Origin of the sequence: Limnoraphis robusta BA-68 BA1, assembly GCF_034932365.1 — a bacterium.
GTDB classification, from domain to species: Bacteria; Cyanobacteriota; Cyanobacteriia; order Cyanobacteriales; family Microcoleaceae; genus Capilliphycus; species Capilliphycus robustus.
In genome coordinates this window covers 14,821-33,609 of sequence record NZ_JAYGHR010000012.1, presented here as the reverse complement: position 1 = coordinate 33,609, position 18,789 = coordinate 14,821, and the positions used below count along the sequence as shown (strand labels likewise).

The window sequence follows — 18,789 nt, the reverse complement described above, 5'->3', positions numbered from 1 at the left end:
GGATTATGACAAAAGATAATACTGACACATCCGTTCAAACCGAGACACCCACAACAACTGATACTTCTCAAACTCGTACACCCCCTTGGGGTCAGGTGACAGTTTTAGAAGAGGGCGATCGCTATCGTATTAATCGGATTGTTGTGAATCCGGGATATCATATTAGTACCCAAATGCACTATCATCGGAGTGAACATTGGATTGTTGTTGCGGGTACTGCTAAAGTGATTTGTGGGGGTCAAGAAACAGTTCTGATCCCTAAACAATCCACCTATGTTCCGATGAATACTCCCCATCGAGTTGAAAACCCGGGAGTAATTCCATTAGTAATGATTGAAGTTCAAAATGGAGAATATTTAGGAGAAGATGATATTACTCGTTTTCCCGAAGAAGGAGGTTATGCAGAAAAAACTCAAAAGTAGTTCATCTGTAAAACTGACTCGGAAAACTGACCTAATATTGTATTGACAGAAACACTTCTCAGAACAATTTAGGGATTTTTATGAGGTGCTAAAACCTGTAATTTTAGGGGCAAACTGTTCTGCCCCTCTTCTAAAAACATCTCTGTTTATCTAGTAATATCAGTTGATTTTTGATTCAATAGCCTTCTAAAATTATCCTAAAAATACCTTGTATTAATGTCTGATTTATTACTGATTAATTTATCGGTTCTCATTCCTGAACCGACAGGTATTTCTGTCTATGCTAGCCAGATTTTACCTCAACTCAAACCGCTCAATCCAACTTTATTAGTCGCCGAATCTAAACCCGATTATTCCTGTTATCCCGTTCCCAATAATATGACGCCCGCTCAGGGGACAAAAGGGCATTTTCGCCGTTTAGTTTGGACTCAATTTAAACTCCCCTCCATTTATCACAAACTGCGAGGAAATCTGCTCTTTTCTCCACTCCCAGAAGCCCCGTTATATTCTCCCTGTCGTTCGATTGTCATGGCACATGATTTAATCCCTCTACGCTTTCCGAGACGGGGTTCTCGCCTAACTGCTTACTTTAAACATTATGTGCCAACGGTGTTATCCCAAGCCGAACATATTGTGTGTAATTCTCAAGCAACGGCTCAAGATTTAGTGCAGTTTTTTCAACTTCCCGAAACAAAAATAACACCGATTCCGTTAGGTTATAATCCCGAAAAATTTCAGTTTTTAAACTTACCAACCCGCAATTATTTTCTGTATATTGGTCGCCATGATGCTTATAAGAATTTACCTCGATTAATTACAGCATTTTCTCAACTCTCAAATCGTTCAGATTATGAACTTTGGTTCGCAGGGCCAACTGATACAACTTACACCCCAAATCTCAAAGCCCAAGTTGCAGAATTAGGATTAAATCAACAGGTGAAATTTTTAGATTATGTTTCACCCCAAGAATTTACAAGAATCATTAATCAAGCTATTGCACTGGTTTTTCCCAGTCTTTGGGAAGGGTTTGGTTTTCCGGTTCTAGAAGCGATGGCTTGTGGAACTCCTGTGATTACCTCTAACCTCGCTTCTTTACCGGAAGTAGCAGGAGATGCGGCGTTATATATTAATCCTTTAGATGTGAATGAACTCACAGAAGCGATGGAAACTTTAGCCAATGATAGTCAAATGCGATCGCATCTTCGGAATTTAGGATTAGCGAGAGCGAAAGAGTTTAAATGGGAAAAAACTGGGAAAAAAACAGCTCAAATTCTTGAATATTATCTCTAAGCAAAAATCGAGTAGGGTGGGTGACACAAAAAAATTTAACTTGAGCAGTTGAGTTATCGGTTGTCACCCACCTTACTAAGCAAAAATCGAGTAGGGTGGGTGACACAAAAAAATTTAACTTGAGCAATTGAGTTATCGGTTGTCACCCACCCTACAAGTAAAAACTAAAAACCCTCAAAAACCCGGTAACTTTCTCGAAACTGGGTTTTTTAACTATCGAGTGACTTCTACCGGAATTTCTGAGCCGATTTGTGTTAATTTATCAGTTTCTCCATCATACGCCCAAACTTTTAACACCGTATTTCCTAAAGGTAAAGCTGTTATCGGAACTCGAATCAACCAACCAGAATTACTATAGTTAATAACAGACAAAACCTTAGCCACATCTGAGCGATTTTGATTCACTTTTCCCACAGCAATTAACTGATTTTGATCACCATAACTGAGATAAACAGCATCTGCGGGTTTTTGCTTTTCTGGTAAAACCGCCCATCCACTCAATTCTACAATATCATTTCTAGAAATCACTTGATTCGGTAGAACTTCTACAAATCCATTTAGGGTGTTAATGTTAGGATTCGTTTCAATCAAAGTCAAAGGGCGATCACTCCGTTTCCAAAACCAATGAGATTGAATGAGTTTATCAGGTCGATATTTTTGTAAAATATTCTGATAAATCAGAGCAGAAGAATCTGATTTTAACACGCCATCCCAAGGATTTTGATACCACATCGCATTGGTGAGTAAGATAATATCCGGTTGAGTTTCTTCTAACTCTTGAATCACTTCTTTTTGAGCTTCAATCGGTTTTGAATAAAGAGTATATCCATATTTTGAACAAGAGGGCTTATCAAATAAATAATACCATAATCCCTCTGACGTTAAGGTATAAAAACACGATTGTTGCTGAATTTCAGGCTGCATTACCGTTAAAGCTTCGAGATAATCAGGCTGAAGAATTTGTTCATCAGAAAAAGCTAATCGACTCGGTAACTTAACAGTTTTATTAACAGCAGTCTTGAAATTAAATCCCGGTTCCGAAGAAATTAAACCTAATAGGATAATTATAATTATAATTTGATGAATAGAATTGAGCTTCAGTTCATCTAACTGAGGTTGTAAGTATTGACGATAGCCAATACAGATTAAATAAGCTAATAAAAATACAGTCGGAATTGCACCCTGATAAGCATGACCTAAATCACTGCGATCAAGAGTAATTCTCATATAAACAACAGACGCCGACAGTAATAAAAGAATCCAAATATTTTTCTGAAAAAACAGGCGAAACTTGAGGTTTTCAGTTATGAAATCCAGCAATAAATAAACGATAACTAAAGCTTGAATTAACATCGCTAACCAAAAGTTTTGTGAGATGAACGTCATCTCTATCGGAGGTAACGGAATAAAAGAAATGTATCGACCATATTTTCCCCAGTAAAGAACCTGTGAAATGATAGCGTTAATTTGTTCAATACCTAACAATACTGTCATTAAGATTAGAGAAGAAATCGCACCAACCCCCGAACTAAAAAACCAAGTTTTAGCCGTTTTTTTCTCTAAAAATAAGCTCAAACCCAAACTAAAAAGATCAACCGCTACAAAATAAATAGCGCGATCATAAACATATAAAAAACTCGCTGGAATTGATGCACCTAAAACAAATCCTAAAATTTGCGCCTGTTTAGGCTGAATGTCAATAACTCTAAAAAATCGCAGTGTTAAAGCCAACTGAAGAATGAAAAAAGTTCCGCGTCGCCCATCATATTTAAAGAAAATGCCATCAAGAATACAAAATAACAAACAAGAAGCTAAAAAGAGGGGTAAACGGGATTTTTTCAGTTTCGCGACTGCGGTGAGTTCCCAAAAAATCCAGAAATATCCCAAACTGGTAATGACATTCTCTAGATTAGCAAATAAGCGAGTGAGAGCAATACCATTGTTATTAAAAATAAACTGAGTGGCTAACCAAGTCGGTAAAACATCCATTCCCCAACCATGAATTAAAACCGTGTTAACAAAAGGCTTTTCTAACTGCATAAAGTTGGGAAGAAACCCTAAATATTCTCCTTCGTGAAAAGAATCAATTAAGGTTTCTTTGACTTTAAACTGATCAAAGGGAACATTAATCACCCAAGCCGTTAATAATAGTCCTGTTGTAATCACCCAAACTCGTCTATTTTTGGCAATGGATAAAATACCCTGAAAAAATGACTCAATTGTTTTCCCCTTTATCCTTAAAGCGAGAACCGCTATCATCGGCGGAACCAGCAATAGAATCAAATATTTCAAATAGTCTGTATAAGGGCTAATATTTTCTAGGTAAGCCAGTGAGATCACTTCGGTTTTATTTCCTAATGGAATCTGAATGGAATTCACAATCGGAACCAAAACGATCCAACTGACTAGCGTAATACAAACTACCCAGGCTAAAGGAGGTTTAGAGTCATTTTTACGGTCAAACATTACAGTTAAAGTTACAGGTTAAGACTCAAGTTCTGAGAGTTTAGAAGGGGAATGAGGTTGAGAAAAAGAATACAGTTTGTGACCTGTAAAACTAATCATCGCTACACAAGCCGAACTGACTAAACGAGCGAGAGTTGGATGGAAATCAGCTTCATTGATTAACAGTTGTAACAGTCCTAAATTTGCTAACAAACTATTCAACGCAACGGAAGCAAAAACCGTGTATTGAAGCCACCAATTATTCCAATAAATTCCAAAGACAAAACGACGACTTAACCAAAAGTTGGTACTCAAGCCAAAAAACCAACTCATTACTAAAGCATAAACATACCACAAACCTGCTTGAGTTAAAATCGAAAATACTAAAACATCAACTACAGTTGCAGTTCCTCCTGTAAATAGATAGCCTCCGAATTGTTGAAGTAACTGAGGTAATTTTCGAGGAGAATGAACTTTTTTAGCGACGGTTGTTGTGGCGTCTGCGTCCGCTTCTTCCACGTATTCACTATCGCTATTCACCGCCCAAAGATCATGTTTATTCGGTGTCATAATATTTTCAGCCGCGAGAATTCCCATTAATAAACTATGGTCTTGGTTGTTGTATTTAAACGATCCATAACGACCAATCACTTGCAGATTTTGGAAAGACTGAAGATAAGCTTTGATTTCTTCTAAAGCCTCTTTGTAATTTCCTGCATAAACCGGATAAGTTCGCGGTAAACGAATCACAAACCCCTCAACAACTTTTTCCTGTTTTAAGAGTCCAACTTGTCGCAGTTCTTGTTCAGCTTTGATCCGCAGTTCATCTTCTGGACATTGCCATAAATCATCCTCAAAATTGCACCAATATTCACAACAAAGCGGCGTTTGCTGAGAGTTTGGGAGCATACTAGGCGACCAGTTAGCAAAGTTAGTGACTCGTCCTAACTGAACTTTGGGGTCATTGATATAGAGCCAATTATCGGGGAATAAATCACCGGATTCTACCATCAAATAGACTAAAATTGTATTGCGGAACTTGAGAGATTTGGCAGCATTGATCACTTGTAAAGGGGGAGGGGATTCTATTTGCTGCATCAAGTGAGTGATCGGAATTGAAGAAATAATACTGCGACAAGGAACGGTTTTATGTTCTTGAGTGTGACGATTTTTTAGAGTAACGTGAGTCACTTTAAAGTTATCGTGATGAACTCGAACGACTTCAGTATTTAATAAAACGATTTGATGATTTTCCTGGAGATAATCAACGATTTTTTCATAAAGTTGACCCGAACCTAAACGGGGAAATTGAAACTGTTCAATCAGGGTTTTAACTTTACCATCATTGCCAAAAATTGCCTGACGAGCCGCTTTAAATAGTGATAACCCTTTAATCCGTTGAGCCGCCCAATCTGCACTAATATCCTCACAAGGAATTCCCCAAATTTTCTCGGTATATCCTTGGAAGAAAATCTCAAACAGTCGCCGTCCAAACTGATCTGTTACCCATTCTGCAAAGTTATTCGGGTTGCGTTTCGGAAACAAACGAGCGGCGAAATAAGAAATAATAATTCGCAGATTTTCTAACCAACCGAGGGCGAATAAAACCTGTTTTGCTTTGAGAGGATAACTGAAATATTTACCACCGTAATAAATGCGAGTCAGGCGATTAACGGTGACTTGTTCCTCTTTTAAAACCTGATTCCAAAGCTTTAAAACTGGAGCCAATTTGGTATAAAATCGATGTGGCCCATAGTCAAGAATAAATCCTTTATATTCAAAGCTTTTCGCTAGTCCGCCCACTTGAGAGTCTCGCTCAATTACAACGACTCGTTGACCTTGCTGGGTCAAGAGATAAGCTGCCGCAAGTCCCGCAGGCCCCGCACCTAAAATATAAATCGGCTCCATCACACCAAACTGAGTTACGTCAAATTGTCATAATGATACCTCATTCGTTCTAATTGTGGTGGAACCCGAGAAATTGAGATGAAATTTAGTCAAGGCGGGAAAACCGAGTTCGATAATATCATCAAGTTGATGAAGACTGGGTTCAAAGTTGGTCAACTAATTTACCTGATGAATAAAACACTAAATCTTTGGCTCTGGTTAAATCACTAAACCGCAGTTCATATTGATGATAGTCTAAATTTGTGACTTGGTAATCTTCTGTTTCTAAGTCATTTTTCTTCCAAGCATAGAATGAGGCTTGCGGGTTAGACAGTTTAAATTGATAAACACCTGTTTCTGGATTACTCATCAATATACTATCACTCGGTTCAACTAAACTATGATTCATCACAATCTGAATATTATCTGTTGAGAAATTGACATTTTCAAAAGCACGATTAATTTTTGTGCGGTTGAATTCAATCTGAAACTTGTTACTCTCATCAAATAGATAAAGACCTTGAATCAGTCCTGTTCTATAAATATAAGCTCCACGATAATTATCAGGTAAACTATTAATAATCACCCGATCTTTAGGTATTTGCTGTAAACTGACTAAAATATTTTTGGAAATTTCAGCCGCAGTATTCCAGTTTTGATTGAGATCATAAACCGATGTACCCCAAAACATTAATATTACCGTTGAAACGATTAGAATCAAAGCTATATTTTGCAAAATAACAGTGAGAATAATCGCCATAAAAATCGCCGCAAATCCTGAAGCAAAATATAAATATCGTTCTCCTTGAGTATCAACCGTAGACACAGAAACATTAATTGCAGGTAAAACAACCGTTAGAAAAGCAGCAACCAAAAACACTAAAAGAGCGGGAACCTCAGAAAACTTTGGGCGACATCGCCAGCAAACCCCCAGACACCCTAAAAATAATAAAACTAAACCTAGAAAAGCAAATAACCAGAATAGAAAATTTGATTCGAGTCGGGGAGCAAAAAAAACTCGCGTCGGATAAATGACAAGATTTTGGACAATTCGATAAAGATCAAAACTCAAGTGAACATCTTCCCCATATCCACCCACCAATTCACCCAGTTTAATAAATCGAGTTCCAAAATAAATAATTAAAGTCCAAATATAGAGTGAACAAATTGAAAAACGAGCCGCCATACTATTGCGATAATTTTGTTGGATAAAATATTCATAAAACTCAAATAATATAATTAAGCCCGGATAAGTTACGACCGATTCTTTTGACAATAAAGCCGCTAAAAAAAAGACAGAAGAAATCATCAAAAATCGAGGCTTGAAATAACATTTATAAGCGAGATAAAGAGCAAATGAAAATAAACCAAAAAAGGTCGCAACCCCATCGGTTCGAGCGGAAATCCAAGAAACCACTTCAGTATGACAGGGAAGCAATAGAAAAATAAACGCCGCTAAATAGGGTAAAAAGTTCTGATAAATTCGTTCAAATTTTAGATACTTAGCTAAAAAAAAGGCAATCCAGCCCACCGCTAAACTATTCATCAAATGAAAGAATAAGTTCGTCAGATGATAACCCAAAGGATTCAACCCCCAGAGTTGATAATCCAGAAAACTAATTAAACTCAAAACGGGTCTAAAAAATAAAGACTGACCATGTTGTTGATTCACCCACAACCCCCAAGCACCTAACTTAGAAAACAGAGCAATTAACACAAAATCATCCGAGAGAAAAAAGTTATCTAAAACCGGAGAATAAGCTAATATACCACAGCTAACCATTAAAGCCACAAACAAGAAAGAATAAATCCGGTAGGGAAACTTCCACAACTGTTTTTCGGGTCGTGACAGCGAGCTAAAATCGGGTTGAGAATTCATTATTTAAACCTGGATTAAAAACGATCATTAAACAGAAGCGATAACGGTTGAGGACGAGCATTCACGATCAATTTTTATTTTATCTCTTGGATAGCAAACCGAATAAATTGACGCAGTTGCCGATACAATAGAGAGAAGCTTGACCAATCCACCATCCTTGCACAACACCTTCACCCTACCCCCCTAAAAAAATCCATTTAGTGTTGACCTCACTTCCGGACATGGTATCCTCCACAATGAATGTGTGAGTAACTTGAGGAGTGAACGTTTATGGTCGCAGCATCCGCCCGAACTCAAGATGGAGGACGACATCAGCCCGTTAACCCAACACAATCTATGAGACATTCTCCCGTTAGCTTTTTTGGAAGTATCACCGAACTCCCGTCTACACCCCTATTCGGCACCGATGGGATTCGAGGACGAGTCGGCGAACTTCTCAGCGCTCCCCTGGCTTTACAAGTCGGTTTCTGGGCAGGACAAGTTCTCCGCCAACAAACCCATAATCCAGGCCCGGTACTTCTCGGTCAGGATACCAGAAACTCTGGCAATATGTTAGCAATGGCCTTATCCGCAGGTCTAACTGCTGCCGGACTAGAGGTTTGGTATTTGGGCTTATGTCCGACTCCAGGCGTTGCTTATCTCACCAGTACCAACGAAGCCGTCGGTGGCGTGATGATTTCCGCCAGTCACAACCCTCCAGAAGACAACGGAATTAAATTTTTTGGTTCAGACGGCACGAAACTCTCCTCAGCCCTACAACAGCAAATAGAAGCCGCTCTGCGAGGACAAGCCGATTTTCCCGTCAGTTTCGGCAACTGTGGACAACATCACTACCGCAGTGAACTGGTCGAGGACTACGCCCAATCTTTACATCGTCCCCTGCTTCCGACTTTAAACCTAGAAGGAATGCGAATTGTTTTAGATTTGGCTTGGGGTGCTGCTGTTCATCTCGCACCGAAAGTTTTTCGCCAAATGGGGGCTGAGGTGATTTGTCTCCACGACCAACCCGACGGTCATCAGATTAACGTTAACTGCGGTTCAACCCACCTCGGACGCCTACAACAAGCCGTTTTAGAAACAAAAGCCGATATGGGTTTTGCCTTTGATGGCGATGCAGACCGAGTGTTAGCCGTTGATAGTCAGGGTCGAGCGGTTGATGGGGACTACATTCTCTATTTCTGGGGCCAAACACTCAGCCAAGCCGGACAACTTCCCGAAAATTTGATTATTTCCACCGTCATGGCTAACTTAGGCTTTGAACGGGCTTGGAAACAACAAGGCGGTCAACTGACTCGAACTGCGGTTGGCGATCAACACGTTCACGCTGAAATGAAACGTACTGGCGCCATGTTAGGCGGTGAACAATCCGGTCACATTCTCTGCCATCATTATGGTGTTACCGGAGATGGTTTATTAACCGCTCTGCACATTGCCGCATTAGTCAAGCGTTCAGGAGTCACCCTGACTACATTAGTAGACCAGAGTTTCCAAACCTATCCCCAACTGCTGCGAAATATTCGGGTCGAAGATGTTAACCGTCGTCGGAATTGGGAACAGTGTGAACCCGTGATCAATGCTATTCAAGAAGCCGAAGCCGCAATGGGCGACGAGGGACGAATATTAGTGCGGGCGTCTGGGACTGAACCTGTCATTCGCGTCATGGTTGAAGCCATCCGCAATGAACTCGCTAATCTTTGGGCCGATCGCTTGGTTTCCGTCGTTCAGCAACATCTAGCTGTCTAACCCACTCACATTACTTTAAAATTCATATTTTTTCATCAGGTCATTGAAAGCGATCGCATCATTCCTAAAACCCCGGTTTCTTTGAGGAACTAGGGGTTTTTTGTCTCGGTTGCTATAATGGCTGCTTAGGGCTAAATTTTAACATCAGGGATTGCGCGTTCAAAATCATTAAAGCATCAGTTGGGTTGAAATTTTAATTCAATTAATATCAGCACTATAGCAGAGAAAGAGTTGATTAGGACACGGTTTTTCTGTCAAATCCTTTTCTGATAAAGGTTTCAATTCTGTCTCCTGTCTCCTGTCTCCTGATTTCTGCTATATTCCTCTTTTTTATACGCTAGGGTCAGCAAAGTTATGGCTGTCAAACTGAAATCTAAACGTAAAAAAAACAAGAACAAAAAAGCCGGGGCTAAACCCGCTATCAGTAGAAAAGAACTAAAAATTCGCAAACAGAAAACCGCCAAAGAGATTAAAAAACTAATTTCCTTAGTTTCCTCCGTTGGGGTTTTAGCTGTATTGGTTGGCGTTGCTTTGTTTTTTGTCAAAGATGAAAAACTCGCGATCGCAGGCGGGGGCGGTATCTTAGTTTTAGCACTGTCCTATCAATACCCCATGCAAGGACTGTGGGCATTCCTGATCTATATGCCGTTTTCGGGAACTATCACCTACTGGATCGGGGGTGGAAATGCCCTCTTTCAACTGGCAAAAGACGGCTTTTATTTTCCCGCTCTTTATGCACTGACGCAAAAATTAAAACGTCAACACCAGCCCTTTCTCGTTCACAAAGCTATAAAAACCCCTCTCTACATTTTATTAGGGTTTTGTCTACTTACACTCCTATTAGTCAACGGTTTACAACAACTTGATCCGCCCTCCCCTGGAGATAAACCCATTTTAATGGGACTTCTCGGACTCAAAGTTTTTCTAGGATATGTACCCTTAATTCCCTGTGCTTACTATCAAATAAAAGACAAAAAAGACTTACTCTTTCTCACCCGAATGACCTTGGTTTTAGCGATTATTTGTTGTGTTTTAGGTGTCGTGCAGTATCAATTTTTGGTTTCCGGGCGTTGTAAAGGGACAGACCATTTAAGCGGGGATGATTTATTTAAAGCCACCCTTGAGGCGAAATGTTTAGTCGGCGGTTCATTAGTGTTTAGTCCCTCACAAAATATGATCCGTTTACCGGGTACTTTTGTAGCCCCTTGGCAGTGGGCTTGGTTCCTCATTTCTAACGCCTTTTTTACCTTTGCAACCGCCTTTAGCGATCCTTCTCCCTTGTGGCGGATGGTGGGTTTAGGCGGAATGGCTTTAGTGTTTGTTAACTCCGCAATTTCCGGTCAACGAATTGCCCTCGCTTTAGTTCCTTTAGTAACAGTAATTCTTCTCGTTTTAACAGGTCAAGTCACCAACTTAAAACGTTTTCTTCCCATTGCAGCAGGACTCGGTTTAGTCTTAGGAATTGCTGTCATTGCTAACCCGCAAATTATTCAAGAACGGATCGATAGTTTTGTCTCTCGCTGGAATGCCTCCCCCCCAACTGCTTTTATCGCTGAACAGTTTGAACATACTACAGGCGGACAACAAGGAATTTTTGGAAAAGGCATAGGACGGGCTACAAATTCCACCCGAATTTTTGGCAACACCAAGCTGGTTGAAACCTATTATCCTAAACTGATTTATGAAATTGGGCCTATCGGAACAATAGCCTTTTTAGGATTAGTAACGACCCTCACTGTCACGACCTTTAAAACCTATCGTTCCCTCAAAGAGAAAAATATCCGCAGCTTTGGTGCCTCGTTTTGGGTGTTTGTATTAATCATGAGTTACAACACTTATTATTATCCCCTTGATGTTGATCCCGTTGCCGTTTATTATTGGTATTTTGTCGGTGTCATTTACAAACTTCCCGACATCGATAAAGAAGAACTCAAACGACTGAAAGAAGAAGAAGAAGAAGGTGGATAATTTAGGGAACCCGGAAGGTCTGGGAGTCGGGAACGTTCATATATTAATATCAAAAAATCACCACTAAGGCACAAAGACACAAAGATTTTGGAAACAGATAAGATTATTTTGGGAAGCATAGGTTCATTTCTCTGAAAACCCATTTTTTTAATAGATATCCGTTTTCAAACTCTCTTTTTGTCTCTGTGTCGAGCATGGTTTTTCTGACTCCTCAAAAAATTCTGTTCCGGAAATCCTCAGCGATAGTAATCCGACTGTCCATCAGTAATTATCCCATCACTAAATTCCTGATTTAAACGAATAGCTGGGCATTCCGTGGACAGTCGTTGAAACACAAAATAAATCCCCTGCGTAGAAGCCTTGTTGAATTTCTTTCTGATTTAGCCCTACTGAGGCCGAGGTAATATAAAGATCGCTTAAGTCAGAACCGCCAAAGGTTGGGCAAGTTGGACGCTGTACAGGCATCTCAACCCGCAAAATTTCCTCGCCATTGGGGTTAAAACACACCACCGCCCAACCATCCCACAAAGCTGACCAAATATTCCCTGCGGTGTCGATGGTGAGTCCATCGGGTTCTACGTTTTCATCTTCCAGGTTAACAAAAACGCGGCGATCGCTAATTGTTCCGGTTTTCCCGTCAAACGGGTAAGCATAAATAGTCCGTTTGGCAGAGTCCGTCAAGTAAAACGTTTGTCCGTCTGGACTCCAACCCAAGCCGTTAGAATTGGTTAACCCCGTTTCCATCAGATTTAGGGAACCATCAGGATCATAGCGATACAGGGCGGCTTCTCCGGGGACTTGGCTAATAGAACCGATCCAAAATCGTCCTTGGGGGTCACATTTGCCATCATTAAAACGGGTGTCAGGATGGGAAAATTTGACGGATTTTAGGGTTTCAATCTTCTTGGTTTTTAGGTCGAGAAATGCCAAGCGATCGCGTAGGGCTAATAATAATTGATCCGGTTTAGCGATCGCAATAGCGCTGACCAGATCCCCCACATCAAAATAACGATCCTTCCCCGTTGTCGGATCAAACTGATGAACCCGATAATTATAGATATCAACCCAATAAAGTTTTTGCTGATCCGCGTCCCAGACGGGGCCTTCTCCCAAACGCGCACGGGCAGTCAAAACATTTTGAACCGAAGACTGAACTAAATTCATTTTGGCTGTTTTTGTGTTGTTTTATCTATCTTAATCTGTTTAGCGATTAAAACTTAACAATGATCTTTAAAGCGTTTAAAAAAACCAAAAATCATCTTTTACCTCATGTATTCATTGCCAGTTGGTGTGTGGCATGGGGAAGATTAAATACACCGTCAACAGATGCCATTTGGCAAGATGAACAGTTTGCCGTTATTTCTTTACCCCATTCAGAACTCTTGGCAATTAGTTCTAGCGAACAATTTGTGATTGTCGGGGATATTTGGTTAACGAATCAAGCTGAATTATACCACAAATTAGGAGTATCTGCACAAAACTTTTTAGGAAATGATCAACAATTAGTAGCTGAACTCTGGACAAAATGGGGATGGGAATGCTTGCCTTTTTTAGTGGGAATGTATGCCTTTGTCGTTTGGGATAGACAAAAACAAACCCTCTGGATCATCCGCGATCGCGTTGGTTATCGAACTCTTTATTATACAAATACAGGTTCAGTTCGTTGGATTTCTCCCCAATTAAAAACTCTTTCTCCCTATCGTTCATCAGACTTAGATTTAGTGGCTTTGCGGGATTATTTATGTTGTGCATTTGTTCCCGGTAAAAGAACCCTTTGGCAAGATATTCAAGAAGTTCGTCCAGCAACAGCAATCCAATTTCCATCGGAGAATCAATATAGTTATTGGCAACTACAAGAAGATATTACCGCCTCCGATGAATCTCTAGCTTGGCATGGAGAATCTTTGCGTGTTCTTCTTAATCAAGTAGTTCAAGACTTTTTACCTCAAAATCAAGCTGTTGGGGTGTTTTTATCAGGAGGTTTAGATTCGAGTTGTATTACCGCTTTAGCAGCAAAATTGCATAATCAAACCGTTCATACTTACTCCATTCATTTTGGTTCAGAATCTCCCAATGAGTTAGAATTTTCATCGATGGTTGCCGAACATTGTCAAACCAATCATCACATTTTAGAAATCACATTTTCTCAGATGTGGGAATACCTTCCTGAAGCCATGTTTTATCTAGATGATCCCATTGGCGATCCTTTAACCGTTCCCAATTTATTATTAGGAAAATTAGCCTCAAAAGATGTACAGGTTATCCTCAATGGTGAGGGAGGAGATCCTTGTTTTGGAGGGCCAAAAAATCAACCGATGTTGATTAATTCTTTATATGGTTCTGTCACAAAACAAGATTCTCTAACAGCCTATTTAAGTTCTTTTAAAAAATGTTCGGAGGATTTACCACAACTCTTTAAACCAGAAATTTATACAGCTATTCAGGCAGAAAATTCAGTTTTTTATGAAGATTTGAACTCAAATGTAAGTTACTTAAATCGATTAATGGCTTTAAATATTAAGTTTAAGGGAGCCGATCAAATTTTAACCAAAGTGAATAATTTAACTTCCTCCTTAAACTTACAAGGGAGATCTCCTTTATTTGATCAGCGTATTGTAGACTTGAGTATGCAGATTCCCCCAGAATATAAACTCTCAGGAGTTGAAGAAAAAGCCGTTTTAAAACAAGCTGTGAAAGATCTTTTACCCGATGCAATTATTCATCGTCCAAAAAGTGGAATGATGGTTCCTGTACAGCTAGGGTTTCGGAAATATTGGCAAAAAGAAGCGAAAAGTTTGCTGTTAAATAAAAAGAGTCTAATTTCACCTTACTTGAATCAGTCTATGATTAAGGATTGGTTGAATTATCGAGGAGATACTTGGGGAAGATACGGGGTTAAATTGTGGTTACTGGCAAGTTTGGAGATGTGGTTACAGGTTCATAAAAAATAATAGGCTTAACCAAATGTATCAGAGGATTGATAGCGGATGTTGTTTTTCCGATCTGTTTCTTCTGAAAGGGAATAATCTGTTTCTTCTAAAATCGAATCATCTGTTTCTCTTAAACTCGGAGCATCAAAATTCAATGCTTGGTTAGCCAGACTTTGACTGAGAATGTGAATCAATTTTTGAGGATGAATAGATTCTAACTCGACAAAATTTACCTCTGTTAGCCATTTTAATTCATCTTCTCCTAAACTTTGCTGAATTTCTAATGGTAATTGTTCAGCTTGTTGTGCTGATTTTTCGGTCATTTTTACCCAAATACTTTTACCTTTAACTGCTAGAATTTTACGAGGTAATATTCCGATATCAATCATCATAACATTACTATCTCTAAACCATTGATCGCTGGTTCGTAATTGATAGACAATACTCACCCCTTTAGGAGTACAATCATGCACTGCATAAACCCATAAATTCGGGTTGCGGCGTAGCATTTGCATCACAGTATTAAAAATATTTTGAGGATAGCCATCAATACTGAGAATCGCACAATTTTTTTCAAAGTGAAAGTTGTTAGCAATTAAAAATTGAGCAATATCAGCACTCTCACAAACAATTAATCGATCAAAGCTATAAGTGCTAACATCTGAGTTAATACTGACTTCTATTTTATCTTGAGGAGGAGGAAGTAATTTAACTATTTTACCATTAATTCTTTCCCATTCTTGTATCCAGATATAAAAATAGTTTTGAACAGCAGTATTTTCATAATTATTGATTTGACGAATCGTGCGAACTTCACCCCGTTTACCTTCTTTGAGATCCGCTAAGTATACTGAAAAATTGGTTAGCATTGTTCGAGCTAAGAATAAAGGCGCAGCCAATAATAATATAATAATCCAAGGAAAAATACTTTTTTCTTCAAAACTTAACAACAAATTATAAATAGGAGCTTGATAATACAAATATCCACGAATCATCAAAGTTCCTATCGTTAAAATGGTTAAATTGCTAAAAAATACTGTTCTTTTCTTGCGAAGCTGGCGATGATATCGATGTTCTTTTGGTGTGTTTAGGAAATCTGAATGAAATATGGGGAGTATAATTGCGTTGCTGATTAAAAATATTAACCAAAAGCTACCACTTTTCCAGTCATTTATAAAGAGAGAAGTCAAGGTCAATTTTTTAAAAACAGTCCATAAAATGACTTCAGCTAGAAGATTTAACCCAAGATAAACCCCAATCGCATTTTTTTTAGCAAGATAGGGATTGATATTTTCTATTGTGAATACCTTAATATATTTGACGGTTGGTTGAGGTTGAATCCCGCCAACAAAAGGTAATGCTAATAATCTTCTAGATAAAAAATACTTAAACTGTTTAGCTGTAAAGTAAAGCGTCTTATTTGCAGAAATTCGATCAATAGCATTCAAGAAAAAGGTATCGGTTAATTTTTGAGGACATTTACTATGTCTCCGGTAGTCAAACACAAATTGATGACGGCATTTCTTACAGCGACTCAATCCACTGGTCGTTCTTTCTCGGTATGTATTGTTAGTATTACAGTTAATACACTTCATAATTCAATTGCTCCTTTTTTAGTATTTAAACTGAATATCGAATTAACCAAAACTTTGAAAAACGTACAATGAATTATCTGAGTCTTCTACAAAAATAGAATCGCTATCCGCACTATCCAAACTTAAATCCCTTGTAATTCCTCGCTGAATAATTTGGATTAACTGTTGAGGATTAAAAGATTCCAACTCGACAAAGTTTCCCGCATCTAACCATTGTAATTCTTCTGGGGATAAACTCCCACGAACTTCTCTCGGGAGTTCAATTCCGTCTTTAGCTGAATTTGGGGAAGATTGAATCAAAATTCCACGTTTAGTTTCTAAGACTTGACGGGGTGTAATTCCTAAGTCTATAATCACTTGATTGGTATCTAAAAACCAATTTTGGCTTGTGCGGAGATGATGCACTAAAGTCATCCCTCTCGGAGTACAATTATGCAACGCATAGACTTGTAAATCGGGATTTCGGCGTAACATTTGCATGGTGGTTTTGAAAATATTTTGAGGATATCCCGTAATACTAAAAATCGCACAGTTATGTTCAAAGTGGAAGTTATTTGCGATTAAAAATTGGGCAATTTCAGCCGTATCACAAACAATTAATCGATCAAAACTATAGTTTATAATATCAGGATTAACGGTTGCAGGTTGAAGACTTTGTAGGGGAGAGGGTAAAAGTTTAGGATAAGTTCCGTTAACTTGTTCCCAACGATATAACCATTGTTGAAATTCATTTGGATTGATTATCAATTCTTGAGAAAATTCAGGTTTATTAGCTTGTTTAAAACCTAGATATATTGAGAATAATCCAAGTAAAAGAATGGTACAGAATAGGGTAAAAGAATTAACAATAAATAAACTAACCCAAATTCCAGCAAATAATATAATAAAACCAACCATTTTTAAGTTTTTAGTAGCAGAGTTTCTACTTCTATTATTTAAAAATTTTCCTTTTGAGCAACTAAATAAATAGAAAATAATTCCCATTTGATAAATGCTATTAACAATAGTGACTGACAAAGCCATACCTACTGAGTCAACGATAAACCCTCCCAATAGAGTGACAAAGATAACATTCAAAAATAAGTACATGATCAAAAAATAAAAATTGGATTTCATCGTAAATTTTTTTCGTTTATAGCGTTTTTCTAATAAATAAAATAGTTGTTTTTTGGTGAAAAATAAGGTGTCATTAATCGAAATATCTTTTAAGGCGTTAGCAAAAAAAGCATCTGTAATTTTTACGGTTTTCATCGTAGTCGGTTCAAAGGCAAAGGGAGAATTACACTCTTTACATCTGCCTTGATTAGAAATTCTCTCTTTTAAGTTGTTGTCAGTCCCACAGTGAATACATTTCATAATGAAAATTCCTCCAATAGAAAGATAATGAACTAAAACAATTGATTCGTGAGTAAAACGCTATAATCTTCTCGCTGACGAATTAACCGATGCTGTTTATTTTCGAGTAACACTTCCGCAGGTTTAGGACGATGTAAAAAATGAGAAGACATGGCGTAACCATAAGCACCTACATCTAAAATCGCCATGATATCTCCGATTTCTAAGGCGGGAAGTTGACAGTTTTTACCTAAATAATCTCTAGAATAGGTGGTATTTCCGCAGACATCAGTTATGTATTTTTGATCGGGTTTTTCCTCCTTAAATGTAACAATTTCACGATAACCGCCATGAACAGAAGGGACGGAAAGATTAGCAACGGTTGTATCGACTCCGACAATCTGTTTTTCTCCTTGCCATTTAACTGCAACAACTTTCGCTAATAAAGTCGCACATCCCGCAATTGCAGCCCTTCCAGGTTCAATGATTAACTCAATTTTTCGGTTTAATTTTGTGATGGAATTCGTAATTTCTCGCCCAAATAACTCCCAGTCAAAAGCGACTCCATTATGTTGATAGGGATAACCAAAACCCCCACCAAAGTCTAAATATTGCCAGTCGGGTAACTGTTGAGAACAGGTAATGATGGCATCAATAACTTGAGTAAAGGCTTTTGTGGCATTGGTTCCTGTTCCTCGATAAAAGTGTAAACCGCTTAATTTTAATCCCACTTTATGACAGATTTCAATTGCTATGGTAAATTCTTTAGGATTCACTCCAATTCGACTTTCTCCAGTTATTTCTGGTAAATTTAAGCGTAAACCTAGTTTAAAATAATCGGGGTTTTCTGTTGTATTCTCTAACACTTCACAACATAATTTTAATTGATCCAAACTATCTAAGTTTAAGGTTTTTACACCCCAGTGAATCACTTGCTGCATTTCCTCCTGGTTTAAATTACTTCCTGAATAAACAATTTTTTGGGGAGAAAAACCTGCTTTTAATCCTAAATAAATATCTCCGGGGGTGTTGGCGTGTAGTCCCCATCCTTCCGCTTGAAATATTTTCAGTAATGCAAGATTTCCATTCGTTACACTCGCAAAGTGAAATTGAGTATTAGGATAGGGAAAAGCTTGACTAATCTGTTGAATAGTTTGGCGTAAATCATCCCCATTATAAACATACAACGGAGAACCATAAATCGTTAATAATTCTTGGGTTAGTTCCTGAGAAAAAGGCAGAGTTAATATTGAACCGATCATCGTTATTTTCTCCTTTGTTTTCACTCAACATTC

The 18,789-nt window shown here is 38.4% G+C and carries 12 protein-coding genes; 5 read left to right on the top strand and 7 right to left on the bottom strand.

Annotated elements, in window-relative coordinates; translation table 11 throughout:
* Positions 1-5: 5 nt before the first annotated feature.
* The gene (locus VB836_RS07685) at positions 6-422 is read left to right on the top strand and encodes a phosphomannose isomerase type II C-terminal cupin domain (RefSeq protein WP_323218778.1); all 417 of its coding nucleotides are present in this window, start codon (positions 6-8) and stop codon (positions 420-422) included.
* A 216-nt stretch (positions 423-638) separates the two neighbouring features.
* The gene (locus VB836_RS07680; RefSeq protein WP_323218777.1) at positions 639-1,712 is read left to right on the top strand and encodes a glycosyltransferase family 4 protein; all 1,074 of its coding nucleotides are present in this window, start codon (positions 639-641) and stop codon (positions 1,710-1,712) included.
* A 213-nt stretch (positions 1,713-1,925) separates the two neighbouring features.
* Here VB836_RS07680 and VB836_RS07675 read toward each other — a convergent pair whose 3' ends face one another.
* The 3 genes from VB836_RS07675 to VB836_RS07665 all read right to left on the bottom strand — a co-directional run bounded on the left by VB836_RS07675 (position 1,926) and on the right by VB836_RS07665 (position 7,923).
* A complete protein-coding gene (locus VB836_RS07675; RefSeq protein ID WP_323218776.1) occupies positions 1,926-4,178 on the bottom strand; it encodes a hypothetical protein in 2,253 nt (750 codons plus the stop codon).
* An 18-nt stretch (positions 4,179-4,196) separates the two neighbouring features.
* Positions 4,197-6,065, bottom strand: coding sequence for a GtrA family protein (locus VB836_RS07670; protein WP_323218775.1), 1,869 nt, complete (start codon positions 6,063-6,065; stop codon positions 4,197-4,199).
* Positions 6,066-6,207: 142 nt separating this feature from the next.
* Complete coding sequence (locus VB836_RS07665; protein WP_323218774.1) at positions 6,208-7,923, bottom strand: hypothetical protein; 1,716 nt, start codon at positions 7,921-7,923, stop codon at positions 6,208-6,210.
* Between the two features lie 270 nt (positions 7,924-8,193).
* Between VB836_RS07665 and glmM the strand changes: the two genes are divergently transcribed.
* The gene (gene glmM, locus VB836_RS07660; RefSeq protein WP_407659594.1) at positions 8,194-9,666 is read left to right on the top strand and encodes a phosphoglucosamine mutase; all 1,473 of its coding nucleotides are present in this window, start codon (positions 8,194-8,196) and stop codon (positions 9,664-9,666) included.
* Positions 9,667-10,020: 354 nt separating this feature from the next.
* Entirely contained in the window at positions 10,021-11,634 is a 1,614-nt protein-coding gene (gene hpsL, locus VB836_RS07655) for a hormogonium polysaccharide biosynthesis protein HpsL (protein ID WP_049558092.1), read from the top strand.
* Between the two features lie 279 nt (positions 11,635-11,913).
* On the opposite strand, the gene VB836_RS07650 is transcribed toward hpsL, so the two are convergent.
* Positions 11,914-12,798 (bottom strand): SMP-30/gluconolactonase/LRE family protein, encoded by an 885-nt coding sequence (locus VB836_RS07650; RefSeq protein ID WP_323218773.1) that lies wholly within the window; start codon positions 12,796-12,798, stop codon positions 11,914-11,916.
* Between the two features lie 59 nt (positions 12,799-12,857).
* Here VB836_RS07650 and VB836_RS07645 point away from each other — a divergent pair, with 59 nt between their 5' ends.
* Entirely contained in the window at positions 12,858-14,585 is a 1,728-nt protein-coding gene (locus tag VB836_RS07645; protein ID WP_323218772.1) for an asparagine synthetase B family protein, read from the top strand.
* 5 nt (positions 14,586-14,590) lie between these two features.
* On the opposite strand, the gene VB836_RS07640 is transcribed toward VB836_RS07645, so the two are convergent.
* From VB836_RS07640 to VB836_RS07630, 3 genes are read right to left on the bottom strand one after another with little or no spacing between them, the layout of a single operon-like run.
* A complete protein-coding gene (locus VB836_RS07640) occupies positions 14,591-16,159 on the bottom strand; it encodes a hypothetical protein (RefSeq protein WP_323218771.1) in 1,569 nt (522 codons plus the stop codon).
* Positions 16,160-16,201: 42 nt separating this feature from the next.
* Positions 16,202-17,515 carry a toprim domain-containing protein gene (locus VB836_RS07635; RefSeq protein ID WP_323218770.1) on the bottom strand — a complete coding sequence of 438 codons (1,314 nt, stop codon included), beginning with the start codon at positions 17,513-17,515 and terminating at the stop codon, positions 16,202-16,204.
* 32 nt (positions 17,516-17,547) lie between these two features.
* Positions 17,548-18,756 (bottom strand): diaminopimelate decarboxylase family protein, encoded by a 1,209-nt coding sequence (locus VB836_RS07630; RefSeq protein ID WP_323218769.1) that lies wholly within the window; start codon positions 18,754-18,756, stop codon positions 17,548-17,550.
* Positions 18,757-18,789 lie beyond the last annotated feature (33 nt).